This is a genomic window from Acidobacteriota bacterium, assembly GCA_012517875.1.
Taxonomy (GTDB): domain Bacteria; phylum Acidobacteriota; class JAAYUB01; order JAAYUB01; family JAAYUB01; genus JAAYUB01.
The window spans coordinates 1-18,739 of the sequence record JAAYUB010000148.1; the positions used below are offsets into that span (position 1 = coordinate 1).

Sequence of the window (18,739 nt, forward strand, 5' to 3'; positions counted from 1 at the left end):
ATCGTGCTGGTGACCGGGCCGCTGTGGGCCCGGCCCGTCTGGAACACCTGGTGGACGTGGGACCCGCGCCTGACCTCGTCGCTGATCCTCTGGCTCATGTACCTGGTGTATCTCGTGCTGCGCGGCAGCCTGCCCGAGAGCCCCCGGATGCGCCAGTTCAGCGCCGTCTACGCCGTCGTCGCCTTCGCGGACATCCCCATCGTCTTCTTCTCCATCCGCTGGTGGCGCAGCATGCACCCGGTGGTGGTCTCCGGCCAGGGGATGAACCTGGAGCCGGAGATGGTCCATACCCTGATCGCCTCGTGCGTGGCGTTCACCCTGCTGTTCGCGCTGCTGTTCCGGATGCGCCTCGGGATCGAGTGGGCGCGGCTGGAGGCCCAGCGCCTGCGCCGGATTCTGCTCGAGAGGGAATGACAGATGAACGGCTACCTCTTTGCGGCCTACAGCTTCATCCTGCTGCTGCTCTTCGGTTACATCGTCGGCCTGCACGGCCGGCTGCGGCGGCTGGCCCGCGAGCTCGAAGCGCTCCGGCTGGCCCTCCGCGACGGGGAGGACGCCTGATGGGGATCGCCGGCTTCCGCTGCGGCGAATGCGGCGGGGAGAAATTTCCGGCGGGCGTCCGGCTCCTCCTGTGCCCAGCGTGCGGGGACAAGATCCATGCCGGCTGCTGGCCGCGCCACCGCGACCGCCACTTGGCGGCGGACCCCGGCGCCAAGCTGGACGCGGACGCGCGCCGCGGCACCATGGGCGACTACGGGATCATCCGCTGGGCGGATCCGCCCCCGTCCGGCCGCGGCGGCGACTGAATCGGACCCGCTCCCCCGCCGAGCATTTTTTTTGACAACGCCCGGCGGAGCATGTATATTAATTGGGTTTTTGCGAAACCCCGACCCACACCGCCACGATCAGAACTGGGATCATGAACTACTGGCTGACGCAATCATTTTCCGGCTACCTGTCGCAACACATGAACGAACTGATCGTCACCGGCATCGTCGTCTGCGCGCTGTTCATCGTGATCGTCTACCTGACCTTCTTCCGCCGGCGCCACGAGCCGGGCATCCAGCAGCTCATCGAGACCCAGTTTCTGGAAAAGACGCGCAATCTGCCCACGAAGGAAGAGATCCTCAACGCCATCGTCGAGTTCGACCGCTACCCTTCGTTCATCCGCATCCTGACCGCCGTGCTCAACCAGTTCACCATGGATTACCTGTACAGCTACGGCGAACTCGTCAAGGCTTTCAGCACCCTGGTGGACTTCCCCAAATCGGGTTTGGGCATCTCCGCCGCCCAGCGCGCCGCCATGATCACCATGGTGCGGGTGTTCACCAGTTCCGACTTCATCAGCCAGAAATGCGGTGAAGTCCTCGACGAGAATTTCGACCGCTTCATGGACGAAGCCTCCGCCAGTTGAGTGCGCCGTCTTGATCGCTCCATCCAGTTTCAGGGAACGCAACACTTTTACCGGGGGTTGCGTCCGGCGCGATCCAGCCAATCCCGACTCAGCGTCGCTTCAACTCGAGCGCGCACGGCAGCCGCACGATCGGAACAGGAGCAGCGATGAATGAACCCAAGCCCTTGCCGAACGGCACATCGACGCGCTGGTCGCCCTTTGTGCTCATGATAATTCTGGGATGCGCCGGCCTGCTGTTGGCGGCGGGCACCCGGCTGTGGGCGCTTTCCGCCCTGCCGGCGGGCTTGGCCTTCGGTTTTGTGCTCCAGAAGGGTGACCTGTGCGGGGCGTCGGCCTTCAGCGAAGTGCTGATGCTGCGGGACGCCCGGAAGCTGGGCGGCATCTGGTTGGCGATCGCCTGTTCCATGGTTCTGTTCGCCCTGGCCGGCCAGCTCGGCTGGATGCCGATCCAGCCGAAACCGTTCCTCTGGATGAGCTACCTGACGGGCGGCCTGGTTTTCGGCGTCGGCACCGTCCTGGCCGGAGGGTGCGTCAGCGGGTGTCTGTACAAGGCGGGCGCAGGCAATTTGAACTCGATCGCCGCGCTAATCTGCATGCCCTTCGGCATCGCCATGGTGGAGACAGGCCCGTTGGCGCCATTCGCCCAGTGGATGAAACGCTTCTCCATCAGCGGGGCCGACGGTCAGGCTGTTTCTCTGTCCACGCTGACGGGGTTTCCGTACTGGTTGCTTGCCCTGATTCTGTTCGGCCTGACCCTCAGCGTTTTTTGCCTGATGGGCCGGCGGCGGTCAGCGGATGGGCGCCGCCGCGGGTTTCGCGTTTTTCTCACCGGCCCCTGGCGGGCGTGGCAGGCCGGGATTGCGCTCGGCGTCGTCGCCCTGTTCGCGGCCGTCAGCGCCGCCGCCGCTGGCCGGTCGTACCCCATCGGTGTCACGCATGGCGTGCTCAACCTGCATCAGGTGATCACCGAGCGCAACCTCGTCCACGACTGGGGGGCGCCCGGGCCCGTCGTCAATCCCGGTGCCAAGCCGGCTCCGCAATCCGTCGGACAACTGCCGCCGGTCAAGCCGCCGGTGAAGAAAGTATCCTGGTGGCTGATCCTGGTGGTGCTCGGCACCCTATACGGCGCTTACGCCAGCGCCAGTCTGGCGGGTCCGGTTCGGTTGAAGGGCCGGGAACCTCTGGAACTGGTCGTGGCGATCGTGGGGGGATTGTTGGTGGGCGTCGGCGCGGCGTTGGCATCCGGCTGCGTGGTGGGCAACATCCTGTCGGGATGGGCCCTGATGAGCGTGGGCCTGGTTATGTTCGGCCTGGCGGTGGTCGTCGGCAACTGGCTGACCACCCACTTCTATCTGATGGGTGGCTCGCTCGCCGATCTCCCGCTGACTCTGGGCAAAATCTTCCGCCGGCGATAAGAGGCGACTCGTTCCGCGCCGTCCAACGGGTGCCGGCAATGGAAACGGCTCCCCGCCAAGGGAGCCGTCCGCACATCGTTCCATCGGTCAGGACGCGGGGCTCAGGAGCAGCCGCTGGTCTCGCCGCAGTTGGGGCACTTGTAGCAGGCGCCGTTGCGGACCATGATGGAACCGCACTGGAAGCAGGGGGGCGCGTCGGGCTGCAGCTCCAGCAGCAGCGGCTTCTGAGTGGCGGGCTCGGTCCGGGCCGCCTTCTTCGGCTCGGCGGCCGGCGCGGCGGCGGGCTCCTCGACGGGGATGATGCCCAGCTTCTGGTGCTCTTCCTCCGGGAGGAATTTCAGCGCCAGCCACTTGAAGATGTAGTCGAACAGCGACTTGGCGTATGGGATGTGCGGGTTGCCGGTGAAGCCGGACGGCTCGAACCGCGTGTGGGTGAACTTTTCGACGAGGACCTTGAGCGGCACGCCGTATTGCAGGGCCATGGACACGGCCGTGGCGAAGCCGTCCATGACGCCGGAAATCACGCTTCCCTCCTTGGCCATGACCACAAAGATCTCGCCCGGCGAGCCGTCCTCGTACATGCCCACCGTGATGTAACCCTCGTGGCCGCCGATGGCAAACTTGTGGGTGATGGCCCGGCGCTCGTCGGGGAGCTTCTTCCGGACCGGCCGGTAGACCACTTTCTCCTCGGCCGCCGGCTTGGTGTCGGCGGTGGTGGACAGCGGCTGGATCTGCTTGGAGCCGTCGCGATAGATGGCGATGGATTTAAGCCCCATCTTCCAGGCTTCCATGTAGGTCTGGGAGATGTCCTCCGGCGTGGACTCGTTGGGCATGTTGACCGTCTTGGAGATGGCGCCCGACAGGAACGGCTGGACGGCGGCCATCATCCGCACGTGGCCCATGTGGTGGATGGTGCGGTTGCCCTGCGCCGGTTTCAGCGCGCAGTCGAAGATGGCCAGGTGCTCTTCTTTCACGAGCGGGCACCCTTCGATGGTGCCGTGCCCCTCGATATAGTTGAGGATCTTGCGGACCTTCTCGTCGGGGTAGCCGAGGCGCGTGAGGGCGGCCGAGACGGTGCTGTTGACGATCTTGATGCCGCCGCCGCCGACGAGCTGCTTGTACTTCACGAGGGCCAGGTCGGGCTCGATGCCGGTGGTGTCGCAATCCATCATGAAGCCGATGGTGCCGGTGGGAGCGAGCACCGTGGCCTGCGCGTTGCGGAAGCCGTGCTGCTCGCCTTCCTGGATCACCTGGTTCCAGACCTCGCGCGCCTGCTTGTACAGTTCGGGCGAGACGTTCTGCGGGTCGATGTACTTGAGAGCGTCCCGGTGGTAGTGCATGACCTCGAGGAACGAGGTCTTGTTCTTCGGATACTGGGCGAAGGGGCCGAGCTGCTCGGCGATCTTGGCCGAGGTGAGGTACGCCTGACCGGTCATGATCGCGGTGATGGTGGCCGCAAAGTCCCGTCCCTGATAGCTGTCGTAAGGGAGACCCATGTACATGAGCAGTGCGCCGAGGTTGGCGTAGCCGAGGCCGATGGGGCGGAACTCGTGGGAGTTCCGGTCGATCTTCGGCGTCGGGTAACTGGCGGCGTCGACAATGATCTCCTGGGCGGTGAACACCACCTCGATGGCCTTGCGGAAGCTGACGGCGTCGTACTGCCCGTCCTCCGTGGCGAAGCGGAGCAGATTCAGGCTGGCCAGATTGCAGGCGGAGTCGTCGAGGAACATGTATTCGCTGCACGGGTTCGAGGCGTTGATGCGGCCGCTGCTCTTGCACGGGTTCCAGCGGTTGATGGTGGTGTCGAACTGGATGCCCGGATCGCCGCAGGCGTGCGCCGAATCGGCGATGAGGCGCATCAGATCGCGGGCCTGGAATTCGTGAACGACCTCGCCGCTGGTGATAGCCTTCGTCCGCCAGGGTTCGTTGTTTTCCACGGCGCGCATGAAATCGTCGGTCACGCGGACGGAGTTGTTGGCGTTCTGAAAGAAGATGGAGCTGTACGCCTCGCCGTCGATGGACGCCTCATAGCCGGCTTGCACCAGGGCCTGGGCCTTGCGCTCCTCCTTGACCTTGCACTGGATGAAATCGACGATGTCCGGATGGTCGATGTTCAGGATGACCATCTTGGCCGCGCGGCGGGTCTTGCCGCCGGACTTGATCACGCCGGCGAATGCATCGTACCCCTTCATGAACGATACCGGCCCTGAGGCGGAGCCGCCGCTGGCGAGCTTTTCCCGCGAGGAGCGGAGCGACGAAAGGTTCGTGCCGGTGCCCGATCCGAATTTGAAGAGCCGGCCTTCGGTCTTGGCCAGCTCCAGGATCGAGTCCATGGTGTCCTCGACCGAGTTGATGAAGCAGGCCGAACACTGGGGTTTCGGCTCGCAGCCCACGTTGAACCAGACGGGCGAATTGAAGGCGACCTTCTGGTTGATGAGCAGGTAGGTCAACTCGTCGGCGAACACCCGGGCATCGCTCGCTTCCTGGAAGTAGCCCAGTTCGGTGCCCCAGCCGGTGATGGTTTCCACCACCCGGCTGATGAGCTGCTTGACGCTGTACTCGCGGCTGGGCGTGCCCAACTGGCCGTGAAAATACTTCGAGGCGACGATGTTGGTCGCGGTCATGGACCAGTCGCTGGGCACCTCGACGCCCGGCTGCTCGAAGATCACCTCGCCCTTGCTGTTGGTGATGCGGGCATCGCGGGTTTCCCATTCCAATTCATCAAAGGGATGGCGGTTCTCTTGAGTGAAAAATCGACGGAACGTCAATCCTTTCTTTGGTTTAGACTGTCGTCGGGTGTTTGAAGCCGAAAGTTCCACAGCCACTTGCTTATCGAGTTCCATCCCTGAATCTCCTTCAGAAACATGCGTAGCCCGTAGGTTTAGCGCAATTGGTCAAATTATGGCGCATGTATCCGGGCATGTCAAACGAAAAGTACTATATTTTGTAGATATAAACGCTCCTGGCACAATATATTGTATCCCGTGGGCTACGTGTACTTTAGCGTTAACACGCTCTTCACAATCCGGCCAAACCCTTGCGGGGAGGACCGCTCCGCCGGGAACCCCGGCTGGCGAGGCTTTGATGCATATTGATCGCCGAATTTGTACTATAATCCACTGTTATTTTATGGAGCCGCCGGGACGGCAAGCATGCGGACCAAGCGGTGCCGACCGCCACCGGCCGTCGTGCGGGTGGGTGTGGCGCAGCAGGCGGTCCGCAACCACGTCGCCCCGATCGGGAGTCGCGGCACATCGCTGCTGCGAGGGTCACAGGTGAAACAGCTCATCGTGAACGCCGATGATTTCGGCGCCAACACCGGCGTCAACCGGGGCGTCCTGGCGGCGCATGAGGCCGGCGGGTTGTCCAGCGCCACGCTGATTGCGGCGGGTGAGGCGTTCGTCGAAGCGGCGGCCCTGGCCCGCACCGCGCCGGCGCTCGGCGTCGGCGTCCACCTCGTGCTGGCCGGCGGGCTGCCGCCGGTGGCCGTGCCGGCCGATGTGCCGACCCTGCTGAGTGCGGACGGGCGGCTCTGGCGGGATCTCGGAACGTTCGCCCGCCGCTGGGCTGCCGGCCGCATTGATCCGGCGGACGTTGAGACCGAGATCGAAGCCCAGCTCGACCGCGTGCGCGACGCCGGCATCACGCCCACCCATGTGGATGCTCACAAGCACGTGTTCGTGATCCCCGGCGTGATGCGCCGGGTGGCGGCCGTCTGCCGCCGTCGCGGCATCGGAGCCGTGCGCAATCCGTTCGACGCCGATCCGCTGGCGCCTGGACTGGCGCCGCCGGGCGCGTGGCGCCGGCGGCTGCTGCAGTGGCTGTTCGGTCGGTCCGTGCGGCTGGCGCAACCGGGCTGGCGGCGGGCGGCGGCCGGCCTGTGGACGCCCAACCGGTTTTACGGTGTGGCTGCAACCGGGCTCTGGACGGCCGGGTACCTGGAGCGGATCATCGCCGGGCTGACGAGCGGGTGTGCCGAACTGATGACACATCCCGGGATGCTGGATGAGTCGCTGCGCGCCAGCCGGACCCGGCTCAAGGAATCTCGGCAGGTGGAGCTGGACCTGCTGTGCGGCGCGCTGCCGCCGCTCCTGGCGCGACACGGGGTGACCCTGCGCACGTTTGCGAACCCGGGCGCGTAACCGCCGGCCGTGTGGCGCGTTCGCCCGCAGCCGCAGGAACATATCCCGCAGATATGGAGAACCGGAGGGCCGGGCGTCGGATCCCGGCCGGGCGCGGCTTCAGACGAGACGGCCGTCGGGGGCGCGCAGGTCGATGAATCCCTGGCGCTTCAGGTGATGGATGAACGCGGAGAGGCGCTCGGCGGCGGGCCGGACTTCGTCGCCGAACCGTTCCACCAGATCCTCGGCGATCTGGCCCACGGACCGGTTGCCGTCGCAGCGGCCCCAGACGAAGGAGCCGATGGCGTCCAGCTTGACCTGGACGTTGGGCTTGCGGCGCCGCGGCAGGAACAGCCTTCGGGCCCATGCCGACTTGAATCGCGGCACCTCGAGGGCCACCAGCTCCCCCTCCAGATTGATATGCCCCAGCCGCCGCAGCGGCACCAGCTCCATGAGATTATGTTCGGATTGCGCGCGTTTTCTGGCCATCGTGTCTCGCCCGTCTCCGGCAAATTTCACCAACGCCCCATTTCACCACAAAGCCGGCGGGAACTCAAAGAGAATGGGCGTCCGGCCGGCGAAAAAAAACGGGCGGGACCCGTGTCCCGCCCGGATCGGATCAGCAGGGCACCCCGCGGCTACATGGCCCGCGGCGGTGCCGGCTCGTCGGGGCTCCCGGCGTTGGACACCGGGACCTTCACCAGGTACCAGCCCACGAACAAGAACACCAGCAGGGTGGGGAGGAACTGGAGCATGGAGCCGGACTGCGTGAAGATGGCGGGTACGTTGATCTCCATAACCGCCAGGAAGGCGAAGAACAGGCCGATGAGCGCCTCGCCGGCGATCAGACCGGAGGCGAGCAGTACGCCGGTGTTCTCCACCCGCGCCGACTGGGCTTCGTTGAGCTTCTTGCGGGCGACGACCTTGTCGGCGATCCCGCGGATCAGGCCACCAAGGAAGATGGCGAATGTGGTCTCCAGCGGCAGATACATGCCGACGCAGACCAGCATCGGGCTCTTGACCCGCAGCAGGATGAAACCGATGGCCATGAGGATGCCGACGATGATGAGCGGCCAGGCCATGTCGCCGCCCACGATGCCCTGTGACAGGATGGCCATCAGGCTGGCCTGGGGCGCGGGATAGTTGGCCCCACCCAGGCCCGTGCCGCCCCGGGTAATGTCGCCCTGGTGGAGGATCCACAGCGGGATGAACATGACGCCGGCGGAGAGGATCACGCCGAAGAAATCGCCCACCTGCATCTTCCACGGGGTGCCCCCCAGGATGTGGCCCACCTTCAGATCCTGCAGCATCTCGCCGGCCACGGCGGCGGCGACACAGATCACCGCGGCCACGCCGAGCACGGCAGCCACGCCGGGTTCACCGCTCACGCCCAGCGCCACCATGAGCAGGGCGGCGACGATAAGCGTGGAGAGGGTCAGGCCGCTGATCGGGTTGTTGCTGGAGCCGATGAGTCCCACGAGGTAGCCGGAGACCGCGGCGAAGAAAAAGCCGGCGATCACCATGACCACGGTGGCCACCAACGCCGCGCCGATATGGCCGCTGAAATAGTAGTAGATGAAAAACGTGGCGATCGAGGCGAGAATGATGCCGATGAAGACCCACTTGAAGGGCATGTCCTTCTCGGTCCGGTCCTCGGCGGTGCCGCCGGTGGCGGCCTTGCGCACGTCGCGAACAGCGCGCCCCAGACCGGCGGCCAGGCTGTTGCGCATGCGGTACAGGGTGAAGGCGGCGCTCATGAGCATGCCGCCGATGGCGATGGGACGGACGATCTTGGACCAGACGCTGTTGGCGAGGACGATCCAGATCTGCTCCGCCCAGTGCGCCGGGTTGGGATCGGCCAGGAAGGCGTTCCAGTATTTTTGATCCAGCAGATCCTTGATCGCTTCCGGGTTCTTGGCCAGGGTGTCGGTCACCTGGGTCCAGAGGGCGGGGCCGAGGAAGTAGAGCAGCAGCGGCACGAACAGGCCCCAGGCCAGCAGACCGCCGCTGAAGTTCAGGGCCGCCAGCTGCGGACCGATGATGTAGCCGACGCCGATGTACGCCGGCGACACGCCGGGGGTCGAGATGAGCGCACCGCCGCCGGCCTGGGCGCTGCTGGCGGAGTTGATGCCCAGCAGCTTGTCCTTGAAGGCGACAAACGCCTCACCCTTGGAGGCGAACAGTTTGAACTCCTTGAAGAACTGGATGGCGGCGCCGATGCCCATGGCGGTGAACAGGAACTTGGCCCCGCCGCCCTTGGCACCGCGGCCGGCCTTGTGGATTTCGGAGGCGGCCACCGACTCGGGGAACGGCAGCTCCTTGTCTTCCACCATGACCCGCCGCAGGATGGTCACGAACAGAATGCCGATGAAACAACCCACCAGCATGATGGCGGTGGCCTCGAGGTAGTGGGACAGGGTCATGAAATCCCCCGTCCATACCCCGGCGATCATGAACGCCGGGATTGTGAAGATGGCCCCGGCGGCGACCGACTCGCCGATGGAGCCGACGGTCCGGGTGATGTTCTCCTCGAGGATACTGCCCTTGAACAGCTTCAACAGGGCCATGCCGATGACGGCGGCCGGGTAGGTCGCAGCGATGGTCATGCCGGCCTTGAGGCCGAGGTAGGCGTTGGCGGCGCCGAGGATCACCGCCAGCGGCAAACCGATGGCCATGGCGCGAAGGGTGAACTCCTTCATGTCCGTCGTCACAGGAACGTAGGGGACGTGCTTCTGATCGGCCATACGCTTCTCCTTGGTGGAGTGGATGAAACGGGATGAGTAAACTGGGCTAGTGTAATGCAACCGCCCGCGAAGATCAATTGAATTTCCGGACGGATACCATCCGAACCGCCCGCCGGCGGAGGATTCCCGGCAACGGGTTTGGCGAAGCAGGCGGCCGCAGCCTACGATTTGAGGGTGACGACTGCCGTCCGGTCGCCGATCTCGATCTGCTGCAAGCGCTCCGGAAGACGGAAGCCGTAGTCGGGGTCGTACTCGACGCGGGGCAGGCTTTTCCGGAGAAAGGGAATCACCAGGGCGGGCGGCACAGGGAGCCGGCCCATCTGAATGGACTCGATCTGGACGTAGCACCGGTTGATGATGTCCCGGGTGGGGGTTAGACGGACCTGCAGCGTCCCGGTGGTCTTCAGGAGGTCGGGGAACGCGTCGCGCTTGTCCGCGGGCAGGTGGTCGTGGACCGCCTGGCCGTTGATGCGGCAGACCAGATCCACCCGATCCGGCGTCAGGCGGGCCACGGCGCTTTCCAGCCCACGGGCCGGCAGGTCCTGGCGCTGGAGCTCGTACTGGAGCTGCTCGTTGATCTCCTGTTCGGTCAGTCGCCAGGTCGTCTCGCCGGCGCTCGGCGCAGCGGACGGAGCCGCCGCGTCGGCGGCGGGAGGCGCCGCGTCGGCGCCCCGCAGGGACTGCGCGAGCTGCTCCACTTTCTCCACCCGTCGGGGCGGCGGGGGTTTCAGTTCTGTTAAATCGGGCGCGTCCAGGATCGGCCCCAGCAGGTCGGCCGGACGCGGCAAAAAGAGAAGCGCCGCACCCACGGCCAGCACGGCCAGGCCGGCCAGACCGGCCACGATCAACAGGATCTGTTTCACGGGTTTATTCATCGGAGGCGTCCTCGGGGGTCGGGCCGGCAGCGGTCGTGTCCGGTCGATGTTCCAGACCGCGGATGATGGCGTCGACGCGCTCCGCCTTCTCCTCGGCGTCGTCGTAGAAGAAGAGGAATTTGGGCGTGTGCTTCAACCCCAGGCTCGCCGCGGCCTGGGAGCGGATGAAGGGCGCGGCGTGCTCCAGGGCGTGCAGCACGTCGGGGCGCTCTTCCGGCGGACCGTCATTGAGCACGTACACGCGGCAGGTGTTCAGGTCCGGCGCGAGCCGGATGCGGGTGACGCGGCAACCGATCAGCCGCGGATCATCCATCTCGAAGGGAATGATGCCCTCCAGTTCCTCGAACAGGAGCTCGGAGATGCGGGCCATGCGGATCGATGGGTCGGTCATGATGGAAGTCCTGCGGCGGAGAATTCCAGCAAACAGCTATGGATGATCCTTCCCCGGAAAAAGATGAACATGGCGAGTCCGTTTCGTCCCGGATCAGACCCCGCTCAGGAGCCGGTCAGCCAGGAACCCGGGCAGGTTCGAAAGCTGGATCCGCCGGACGGTCTTGCCGATGTCGTACGGGATCTTGAGGAACGTAATCACGGCCCGGCCCGTGTCCAGGACCACGCAGGAGGCGCGTGGGTCGTAATCCCGCGGCTGCCCGACGGAGCCTGGGTTGATCAGGTAGCGGGTCTGGCCGCTCAGGTCGAGCTTGGCCTCGAAGCGGTCGCGCGGGATGAAGTAGTAGAACGAGGAGTTGCGTTCCTCCAGCACGAAGAGGCCGGGCACGTGGGTGTGTCCGAACAGGCAGATGGTGGTGTCGAAGCACTGGAAGCTCAGGTAGGCGTCGTTCTCGTAGAGGATGTAATAGTCCTCATCCATGGGCGAGCCATGGCAGATGGTGATCAGCGGATCCACCCGCAGCGGCCCCGCGGGCAGGGAGCGGACGTACTCCAGGCTGCGGGGGTTGAGCTGCTCTTTCGTCCACATGGCGCTCAGCAGGGCGTTGGTGTTGAAGTTGTCGCCGCTCTCCACGCCGGAACACACCTTGTCGTGATTGCCGCGGATGATGGCCGTGGGCTTGAGCCGCCGGACGCGCTGGACCACTTCGTTCGGGGTGGCGGCGTAGCCGATGAGATCGCCCAGGAACAGCAGATGGTCGTACTCGGGCACGTGGGCCAGGACGGCCGCCAGCGCCTCGAGGTTGCTATGGATGTCCGACAAGATGAGATAGCGCATCGTTGTGAGCCGCCTCGGCCGCACTATATCACAGGCGCCGGCCGGCACCAACCCCGTATCCGGCGGGTGGCGGGCGCGTGCGACTGCCGGTTGCCAAGCCGGGCGGGGATGAGTATGATGGAGCCACGTTCGCACCGCTTTGCAAGGAGTGGGTCGCATGAGGAGAATTCTGCTGAGCAGCCTGTGGCTGGCCTTGACCGCCGTCGCGGTTTGGGGCGCCGATGCCGCCGTGACCGAATCGTCCACCGGCAAGAGTTTCCCGGTCTCGCGCCGGGTGGCCACCGACGCCGGGGAGATCGAAGTCGCCTGCGTGGGCACCGGTGTCCGCACCAAGTTGGTGATCAAGGTGTATGCGCTGGGTTTCTATGTCGAGGAGGCGTATCGCCAGAAGGTCCGTCCCGGCTGGCAGAAGCAGGCGCCCACCATTGATCGGCTGCAGGAAACGCCCGCGTTTTTCGACAGCCTGCTGCGCGACGCCTACGTTCGGCAGTTCGAGCTCCAGTTTGTCCGGGAGGTGGAGGCGGACAAGATCCAGGACGCGTTCGGCGAAGGGATCGCGGACAACCTGCCGGAGATGAAGAGCAATCCGCAGGTGGCGGCCGACGCCCGCCGGTTCATCGGCTGGTTCAAGAACACGGCCAGGGAGAACGACCGGCTGGTCATCACCATCGCCGCCGACGGCACCATCACCGCACACCAGAACCAGACCGAGCTGGGCCGGCTGAAGAATCCGGTGCTGGCCCGGGGAGTGACCGGCATCTGGCTCGGGCGGAAGTGCATCTCCGACAGTCTGAAGGAGGGTCTGGTCACGCGGTTCTACCGCTAGCGTGCGGCCGCGGCCGTCTCATATGGAAACGGTGTGTTCAGGCGCCCGGCCGCCGGTTGGCGGCCAGGCAGGGCGATCAGATGTTCAGGGCGGCCTGGAGCCGAGCGAAGGTGGTGGCCAGGTCTTCGGGGAGGACGCGGGTCTCGCCCATCGTGGACACGAGGTTCGAATCCCCCACCCACCGCGGGATCAGGTGCAGGTGAAGATGTCCGGCGACTCCGGCGCCCGCACACTTTCCCTGGTTCCAGCCGATATTGAACCCCTCCGGTCCGTAAGTGGTTGCGATGACCCGCTGCAGTCGCTGGGCCGTGGCGATGAGTTCCGTCGTCTCCGCCGGGCTCATTTCGTGGAAGGCGGCGAAATGCCGATACGGCACGACCATGCTGTGACCGGAGGTGTAGGGGAAGCGGTTCAGCACCACGTAGCAGTATTCCCCCCGGCTCAGCACGTACTCCTCGCCCGCCTGGAGTCGGGCCAAGCGGCAGAACACGCATACATCATCCGTGTTGTGATGTAATCCGGCGATGTAGGCGTAGCGCCAGGGGGTCCAGAGAAAATCCATGCGTCACGAATTGATCAGATCCCGCAGTTCCTTGCCGGGTTTGAAATAAGGGATTTTTTTGCCGGGCACGTTGACCGTCTCGCCCGTCTTGGGGTTGCGTCCCTTGCGGGGGCCGCGGACCCGAATCTTGAAACTGCCGAAGCCGCGCAGCTCCACCTTCTCGCCGTCCTGGAGGGAGTTGATGATGCTGTCCAGCACGGTCTGAACTACCACGCTGGCATCGTGTTTGGTGAGGCTGGATTTTTGGACCAGTCGGTTGACAAGTTCCGCTTTAGTCATGAAGACCTCCCGAGGGATATAGAATGGGATGTGGGATAACCCTAACAGAAAACGGCGTTTTTGTCCACACGAAAATCGCCGGAGCGGGCCGGCGGGCTCATGAGACGGGACTGGTCAGGATGGGCATGACGGGGACGTCGCTGGGAATCTGGCGGGCGCTGAGGCTGATCCGGCGGTCGGCGGGATTGAGCTTGAGGAGGCGCACGCAGACCGGTTGGCCCACCCGGGCGAGGGCGGTGGCTTCGGGCGGGCAGCCTTCCGGAAACTCGCTGATGTGGCAGAGGCCTTCGAGTCCCTCGTTCAGTCGGATAAAGGCGCCGAAATCCACGATCCGCGTCACCACGCCGTGTACCAGGTCGCCGGGCTGATGGCGATCGAAGAACTTCTCCCACACGTTTTCCTCGAGTTGCTTGAGGCCGAGGATGAGCTTTTGGGCGGCCGGATTGAACTCCAGCACCACGGCCTGGAGCCGGGTACCGACGACGCGAGCCGGATCGAGCGGCTGATGGATCCAGCTGAGGTCCGACCGGTGGATCCGGCCGACGACATCGGGCGCCGCCTCCACGAGAAGGCCGTATCCGTCCACCGCGCAGACGCGCACCTCCAGGCAGTCGCCGGGCTGGCATTGCGGCTGGAGCTGTTCCCACGGGTTGGGCAGCATCCGCTTGATGCTCAGCGAGAGGCGACGGGCCTGGACGTCGAGGCTGAGGATCTGGAGCCGGACCCAATCGCCCGGCCGGTACCGTTCGCGATACGAGCAATCGAAGGGATTCCAGGAAATCTCGCTGCGGTGGAGCAGCCCCTCGATGCCGTGCTCCACTTCCACGAACAGCCCGTACGGGGCGTAGCTCTGCACCCGCCCGGTGACCACGGTGCCCGGCGGGATGCGCTCGGCGGCCGTTTTCCACGGATCGGGCTCGAGCTGCTTGTAGCCGAGACTCACCTTGTTGCTTTCGGGGTCGTGATGGAGGACCATGACCCGAATCCGCTGGCCCAACTGGAAATGGTCCGCCGGGTGATGCACCCGGCCCCAGGAGATATCGGTCTTGTGCAGGAGCCCGTCGAGTCCGCCCAGGTTGAGGAACACGCCGTACTCGGTGATGTTCTTGACCGTGCCCTCCAGAATCTGGCCGGGACTCAACTTGGCCAGAATCTCCTGGCGGAGGCGCTGCTGGCGATCCTCCAGCAGCGCCCGGTGCGACACCACGATGTTGCGCCGCAGGCGGTTGAACTGGAGCACCACCAGCTCGAACTCCTGGTTCACCAGCCGGTACAGGTCCCGGACCGGGTGGAGGTCGATCTGCGACCCCGGCAGGAAGGCGCGGACGCCCACATCCACCATCAGGCCGCCCTTCACCACCTCGACCACCCGGCCGCGGATCGTCCGGCGATTGAGGTAGCATTTCTCGAGGTCCTCGTAGATCTTGTTCTGGCCGGCCTTCTCGTACGACAGCAGGATATAGCCATCGGCATCCTCGGTACTCTCGACCACCGCCTCGATGAGCTGTCCGGGAGCGATGGTGTCAAAGATCGGCTCGTGCTGGATCTGCTCCAGGGGGATCTTGCCCTCGGACTTGTAATCAATGTTGACGTAGACGAAGTTGTCCTTGACGGACAGGACGGACCCGCTGACGAGGTTGCCGGGCCGCAGTTCGGCCTGTGCCTGTTCGAAACTGTCCAGCAACGACTGGAAATCTTCGGTTTCGAATCCGTCGCTGGAACTGTCCGACCGATCCCATGGGATGGGCTCGCGGTGCATGTCAGCAGGCGCCTCCGCGCGTGGTCTGGCCGCGGTTGCCTGAACGGAGATACCGGGAGGAAAAGACGTGCAGAATCAGCTGGGGTTGAACGGTTAATAAAGGCATCCGCACAGCTCATGAACAAGAAGTCGCCCACTTATACGTTAGCGAACGGAGCCTTGTCAAGCCGGAAATGCCGTCAGCCCTCGTCGGCGCTGAGGAAGAGCGCGAGCAATTCCACCTTGCACTGGTAGACGTCCAGGAGTGTTTCCCAGGTCTGCGGCGTGGCGCGACCGCCGGCGATGGTCCGTTCCCGATCCTCGATCAGCTGGTCGAGTTGGGCCATCTCCGACTGGATGGGTTGCCGGAGTTCGGCCGGCGCCAGCGGCAGGAGCCCCGAAGCCTGGGCCTCGAGGAAGGCCAGGGCGTACTGGTATTCCTGCCGGGCATCGGCCAGGGGTTGGACAATGGCCTGCTGGGCGTGGCCCGGTGCGGGGGCCGCGTCCGGCGGCAGCGCGCGCCACGTCAGTCCGGCAGCCAGCAGGATCAACGCGGCGGCGGCGGCCCAGACCGGACGGCCTGGCCGCAGACGGCGGTCACGGCGGAGCAGCCGCTCGGACTCGGCCTGCCGCCGGATGCGCTCGGCCAAGCCGGGGGGAAACTCCGCCGCGGGGAGCCGGGCCAGTGCATCGCGCAGGGCGCCGAGCTCGGCTGCCAGGTTTGCACAGGGGGCGCAGGACGCCAGATGCGCCTGGACGGAGGCGGCCTCTTCCGGCGGCAAATCGCCGTCCAGCCAATGGGACAATCGCGCTTTCGTCTCGGCGCACGGGTTGCGGTCGTCGGATCTCATGGCGCTTCTCCTTGCAGCAAGTCGCGCATCTGCATCCGGGCGTGGTGCAGCTGGGACTTGGAGGTGCCCACCGAGATGTCCAGGATCTCGGCGATCTCTTGGTGGCGGAGCCCCTCGACATCGTGCATCAGCAGCACCGCCCGGTAACCGGGCGGCAGCCGTCCGATGGCCGCCTCGAGGTCCAGCCGACGCTGCAGCGCCGGCGCCGCGGAGGCGATGCGCAGCGCGGCCATGTCGCCCTCAGCCGCTTCGGAGGCCGGGGGCTGCCGGCGGAACTCCGAGATGATCCGGTTCACGGCCACACGGTAGATCCAAGTGGACAGTGCGGCCCGCCCGTCGTACTGCCGGATCTTGCGGAGCAGCAGCAGGAACACCTCCTGGGTAAGATCTTCGGCGATGGTCGGGTTGCCGCTCATGCGCCGGGCCAGGTTGAAGATCCGCGAGCCGTACCGCTCGAGCAGCTCGCCAAAGGCGCCCTCCTCGCCGCGGACAATCCTGTCCACCAGGTTCAGATCCTCGGACCGGTCGGGCACGGGCCGCGAGAAGTGTTCCATCGCCAGACTCACGCTTGAGCTGAGCGCCGGGATCGTGCGCATCACATCTGTTGAGACGAGCGGACGCAGACGGATGGTTGTACCGATGCCGGCAGCTTCATTTCATCACACCGGGCGTCAAATGGAAACTTGAATCTGGCGGGAGATATGGTGAAATAGGGCAGCGTCAAACCGGAGGTGCGCTCCTCATGCGGATCGCTGAATGGATTCAGGCCACGATCGCACCGCCCATCGTGGACATCTACGCACTCGCCCGGCAGTATGACCGACCCGGGCAACCCCTCATCAACATGGGCCAGGGCATCCCCGACATGATGCCGCCGGCCCCGTGCCTCGCGGCGCTGGCAGACCGGCTGGCGGATCCGGCGCTCCACCGCTACGGCCCCGACCAGGGTCTGCCTGAGCTGCGGGAGGCGCTGGCGGCCGACTACCGCCGCCGCCTGGGCGTCCGGCTGGACCCCGAGCGGGAGATCATCATCACCGCCGGGGCCAACCACGGTTTCGTCCTGGCCCTGCTGGCCCTGGTGCAGCCGGGGGAGCGGGTGGTGCTGGGGGCTCCCTACTATTTCAACCACCTCATGGCGCTGCAGCTGCTCGGCATGACCGGCGTGGAATGGCCGCTGACCGTGCGGGGCGACCGCTTCGTCCTCGATCTGGATGGCTTGGCGCCGCGGCTGGCGGCCGGCGCGGCGGGCGTTGTCTGCGTCAATCCGAACAATCCCACCGGCGCGGTGTTCGGTGCCGAGGACATGAGCGGCGTGATGGCCGCCTGCGTCCGGCGGGGCGTCCCCCTGTTCTACGACGAGGTGTACAGCCTGATTGCGTTCGGCGAGGAACCGGCGGGCCACCCGTACGCGTTCGCAGGCGGGCGGGAGCACACGATCATCCTGGGCAGTTTCTCGAAGTTGTTCGGACTGACCGGCTGGCGGGTGGGCTATATCATCGCCCCGCCGCCGGTGGTGGAGCAGATGATGAAGGCGCAGGACACCACGGTGATCTGCGCGCCGGTCGCCGGCCAGGCGCTGGCGGCGGAGTGCCTGCGGCGCTGTCCCGACTATCCGGCCGCATACTGCCGGGAACTCGGCCGCCGCGTGCGCCGCTTGTCGGCGGCTGTCTGCGACATCCCGGCGCTGACGTGGCGGGAGCCGGCGGGCGCTCTGTTCACCATGCTGCCCTACCGCCATCCGGAGCCGTCGCGGCAGCTCGCGGCGCGGTTGGTGCGCGAAGCCGGGGTGATGGTGATCCCCGGCGCGGCGTTCGGCGCGTCGGGTGAGGGCCATCTGCGGATTTCGTTCGGGTCCAGCGACGAGGCGACGATTGCGGAAGCGGGGCGTCGGCTGGCGCGCTTCTTCACCGAGGATCGAAACCGGTCGGACCGAAACCGAACCGCGGCCCCTGGGGCCGGGGGCCGGCAGGCCGAGGACCTTGGGGTGGGCGGGGCCCCTGGGGACGCGGACCCTTGTTGAAGTCGCCGTGGTTCGGCCGGAACGGTTTCTTCTCGGGGCGCTCGCGGACCGGCTGGCGGTAGCGGAAATCTTCCTTGGGGATGGCATCCACCACCGCGTGCCGCAGGACCAGGATGGACACGTACCGGTCCAGCTTCAACTCAAAATCGAATTCCGTCGTCCAGTTGACGGCGCCCTCGAAGATTTCACCGGTGTACAGGGTGATCCGGACCGGTTCCTGATCCTTGATTGCCGAGAGGTCGGCCTGTTTGCGCTCCGACGGCTTGTAGGCGGGCTTCTCCTTGACGTCCGACACGAACGGGTCGCGCTTGATGTACTCGGGCAGCAACCGGTGGATGCGGGAGTTGTAGATGAAAGCGGTGTCGATCTTCTCCAAATAGCGCAGCCGGCCGCGGCACAGGATCAGGGTGTTGTACTTGCGGACCTTGAGCACCTTGCCCAGCACCACGCCCTTGTCGAACGTGCGGAAGGCCATCACGTATTTTTTCTTCTTGGCCGAGAGCAGCCAGCGCACCCCGAGGTTGAAGACGGGGCGCTCCAGGCTCTTGGCGTAATCCATGGTCCATTTTTCCTTGAGAACCATCTTGGCCGAGTAATAGGCGATGTTGTGCTCCCGGGCCAGAGCCTTGATCGCGTTTTTGTCAATTTTTGCCATCGGTCTCCCCG

General features: G+C 65.4%; 20 protein-coding genes. 8 read left to right on the forward strand and 12 right to left on the reverse strand.

All coding sequences use genetic code 11. The features are described from left to right. The 5 genes from ccsA to GX414_14875 form a co-directional block, all read left to right on the forward strand. On the forward strand, positions 1-414 hold a 414-nt coding region (ccsA, locus tag GX414_14855; GenBank protein NLI48380.1), incomplete at its 5' end, for a cytochrome c biogenesis protein CcsA. Positions 415-417: 3 nt separating this feature from the next. After that, positions 418-561, forward strand: a complete 144-nt coding sequence (locus tag GX414_14860; protein ID NLI48381.1) for a CcmD family protein — start codon at positions 418-420, stop codon at positions 559-561. Next, positions 561-806 (forward strand): hypothetical protein, encoded by a 246-nt coding sequence (locus GX414_14865; protein NLI48382.1) that lies wholly within the window; start codon positions 561-563, stop codon positions 804-806. Before GX414_14860 ends, GX414_14865 begins: the two co-directional genes overlap by 1 nt. Positions 807-919: 113 nt before the next feature. After that, positions 920-1,414 carry a hypothetical protein gene (locus GX414_14870; GenBank protein ID NLI48383.1) on the forward strand — a complete coding sequence of 165 codons (495 nt, stop codon included), beginning with the start codon at positions 920-922 and terminating at the stop codon, positions 1,412-1,414. Positions 1,415-1,560: 146 nt separating this feature from the next. Then, positions 1,561-2,829, forward strand: coding sequence for a YeeE/YedE family protein (locus GX414_14875; protein NLI48384.1), 1,269 nt, complete (start codon positions 1,561-1,563; stop codon positions 2,827-2,829). A gap of 101 nt (positions 2,830-2,930) precedes the next feature. Here GX414_14875 and GX414_14880 read toward each other — a convergent pair whose 3' ends face one another. Then, on the reverse strand, positions 2,931-5,672 hold the full coding sequence (locus tag GX414_14880) for a vitamin B12-dependent ribonucleotide reductase (GenBank protein ID NLI48385.1): 2,742 nt from the start codon (positions 5,670-5,672) through the stop codon (positions 2,931-2,933). Positions 5,673-5,981: 309 nt separating this feature from the next. Here GX414_14880 and GX414_14885 point away from each other — a divergent pair, with 309 nt between their 5' ends. After that, a complete protein-coding gene (locus tag GX414_14885) occupies positions 5,982-6,971 on the forward strand; it encodes a ChbG/HpnK family deacetylase (protein NLI48386.1) in 990 nt (329 codons plus the stop codon). Positions 6,972-7,070: 99 nt separating this feature from the next. Here GX414_14885 and GX414_14890 read toward each other — a convergent pair whose 3' ends face one another. The 5 genes from GX414_14890 to GX414_14910 form a co-directional block, all read right to left on the reverse strand. Then, positions 7,071-7,439 (reverse strand): PqqD family protein, encoded by a 369-nt coding sequence (locus GX414_14890; GenBank protein NLI48387.1) that lies wholly within the window; start codon positions 7,437-7,439, stop codon positions 7,071-7,073. A gap of 149 nt (positions 7,440-7,588) precedes the next feature. Further along, positions 7,589-9,694 carry an oligopeptide transporter, OPT family gene (locus GX414_14895; protein NLI48388.1) on the reverse strand — a complete coding sequence of 702 codons (2,106 nt, stop codon included), beginning with the start codon at positions 9,692-9,694 and terminating at the stop codon, positions 7,589-7,591. Between the two features lie 161 nt (positions 9,695-9,855). Continuing rightward, positions 9,856-10,569 carry a hypothetical protein gene (locus GX414_14900; GenBank protein NLI48389.1) on the reverse strand — a complete coding sequence of 238 codons (714 nt, stop codon included), beginning with the start codon at positions 10,567-10,569 and terminating at the stop codon, positions 9,856-9,858. Continuing rightward, positions 10,562-10,960 carry a 30S ribosome-binding factor RbfA gene (gene rbfA, locus GX414_14905; GenBank protein NLI48390.1) on the reverse strand — a complete coding sequence of 133 codons (399 nt, stop codon included), beginning with the start codon at positions 10,958-10,960 and terminating at the stop codon, positions 10,562-10,564. The genes GX414_14900 and rbfA overlap by 8 nt, the downstream gene beginning before the upstream one ends. A 93-nt stretch (positions 10,961-11,053) precedes the next feature. After that, positions 11,054-11,797 carry a metallophosphoesterase family protein gene (locus GX414_14910; protein ID NLI48391.1) on the reverse strand — a complete coding sequence of 248 codons (744 nt, stop codon included), beginning with the start codon at positions 11,795-11,797 and terminating at the stop codon, positions 11,054-11,056. Positions 11,798-11,954: 157 nt separating this feature from the next. On the opposite strand from GX414_14910, the gene GX414_14915 reads away from it, so the two are divergent. Next, positions 11,955-12,623 (forward strand): hypothetical protein, encoded by a 669-nt coding sequence (locus tag GX414_14915; protein ID NLI48392.1) that lies wholly within the window; start codon positions 11,955-11,957, stop codon positions 12,621-12,623. Between the two features lie 76 nt (positions 12,624-12,699). Here GX414_14915 and GX414_14920 read toward each other — a convergent pair whose 3' ends face one another. The 5 genes from GX414_14920 to GX414_14940 form a co-directional block, all read right to left on the reverse strand. Beyond that, a complete protein-coding gene (locus GX414_14920) occupies positions 12,700-13,185 on the reverse strand; it encodes an HIT domain-containing protein (GenBank protein ID NLI48393.1) in 486 nt (161 codons plus the stop codon). 3 nt (positions 13,186-13,188) lie between these two features. Then, positions 13,189-13,464: an integration host factor subunit beta gene (locus GX414_14925; GenBank protein NLI48394.1), complete on the reverse strand. Its 276-nt coding sequence runs from the start codon at positions 13,462-13,464 to the stop codon at positions 13,189-13,191. A gap of 97 nt (positions 13,465-13,561) precedes the next feature. Beyond that, positions 13,562-15,223 carry a S1 RNA-binding domain-containing protein gene (locus GX414_14930; GenBank protein ID NLI48395.1) on the reverse strand — a complete coding sequence of 554 codons (1,662 nt, stop codon included), beginning with the start codon at positions 15,221-15,223 and terminating at the stop codon, positions 13,562-13,564. A 179-nt stretch (positions 15,224-15,402) separates the two neighbouring features. Continuing rightward, positions 15,403-16,053: a hypothetical protein gene (locus GX414_14935; GenBank protein ID NLI48396.1), complete on the reverse strand. Its 651-nt coding sequence runs from the start codon at positions 16,051-16,053 to the stop codon at positions 15,403-15,405. After that, positions 16,050-16,607 (reverse strand): sigma-70 family RNA polymerase sigma factor, encoded by a 558-nt coding sequence (locus tag GX414_14940; GenBank protein ID NLI48397.1) that lies wholly within the window; start codon positions 16,605-16,607, stop codon positions 16,050-16,052. The genes GX414_14935 and GX414_14940 overlap by 4 nt, the downstream gene beginning before the upstream one ends. A gap of 188 nt (positions 16,608-16,795) precedes the next feature. Here GX414_14940 and GX414_14945 point away from each other — a divergent pair, with 188 nt between their 5' ends. Next, the gene (locus tag GX414_14945) at positions 16,796-18,073 is read left to right on the forward strand and encodes an aminotransferase class I/II-fold pyridoxal phosphate-dependent enzyme (protein NLI48398.1); all 1,278 of its coding nucleotides are present in this window, start codon (positions 16,796-16,798) and stop codon (positions 18,071-18,073) included. Here GX414_14945 and GX414_14950 read toward each other — a convergent pair. Next, positions 17,958-18,728, reverse strand: a complete 771-nt coding sequence (locus tag GX414_14950; GenBank protein NLI48399.1) for a hypothetical protein — start codon at positions 18,726-18,728, stop codon at positions 17,958-17,960. The genes GX414_14945 and GX414_14950 overlap by 116 nt on opposite strands. Positions 18,729-18,739: the final 11 nt, after the last annotated feature.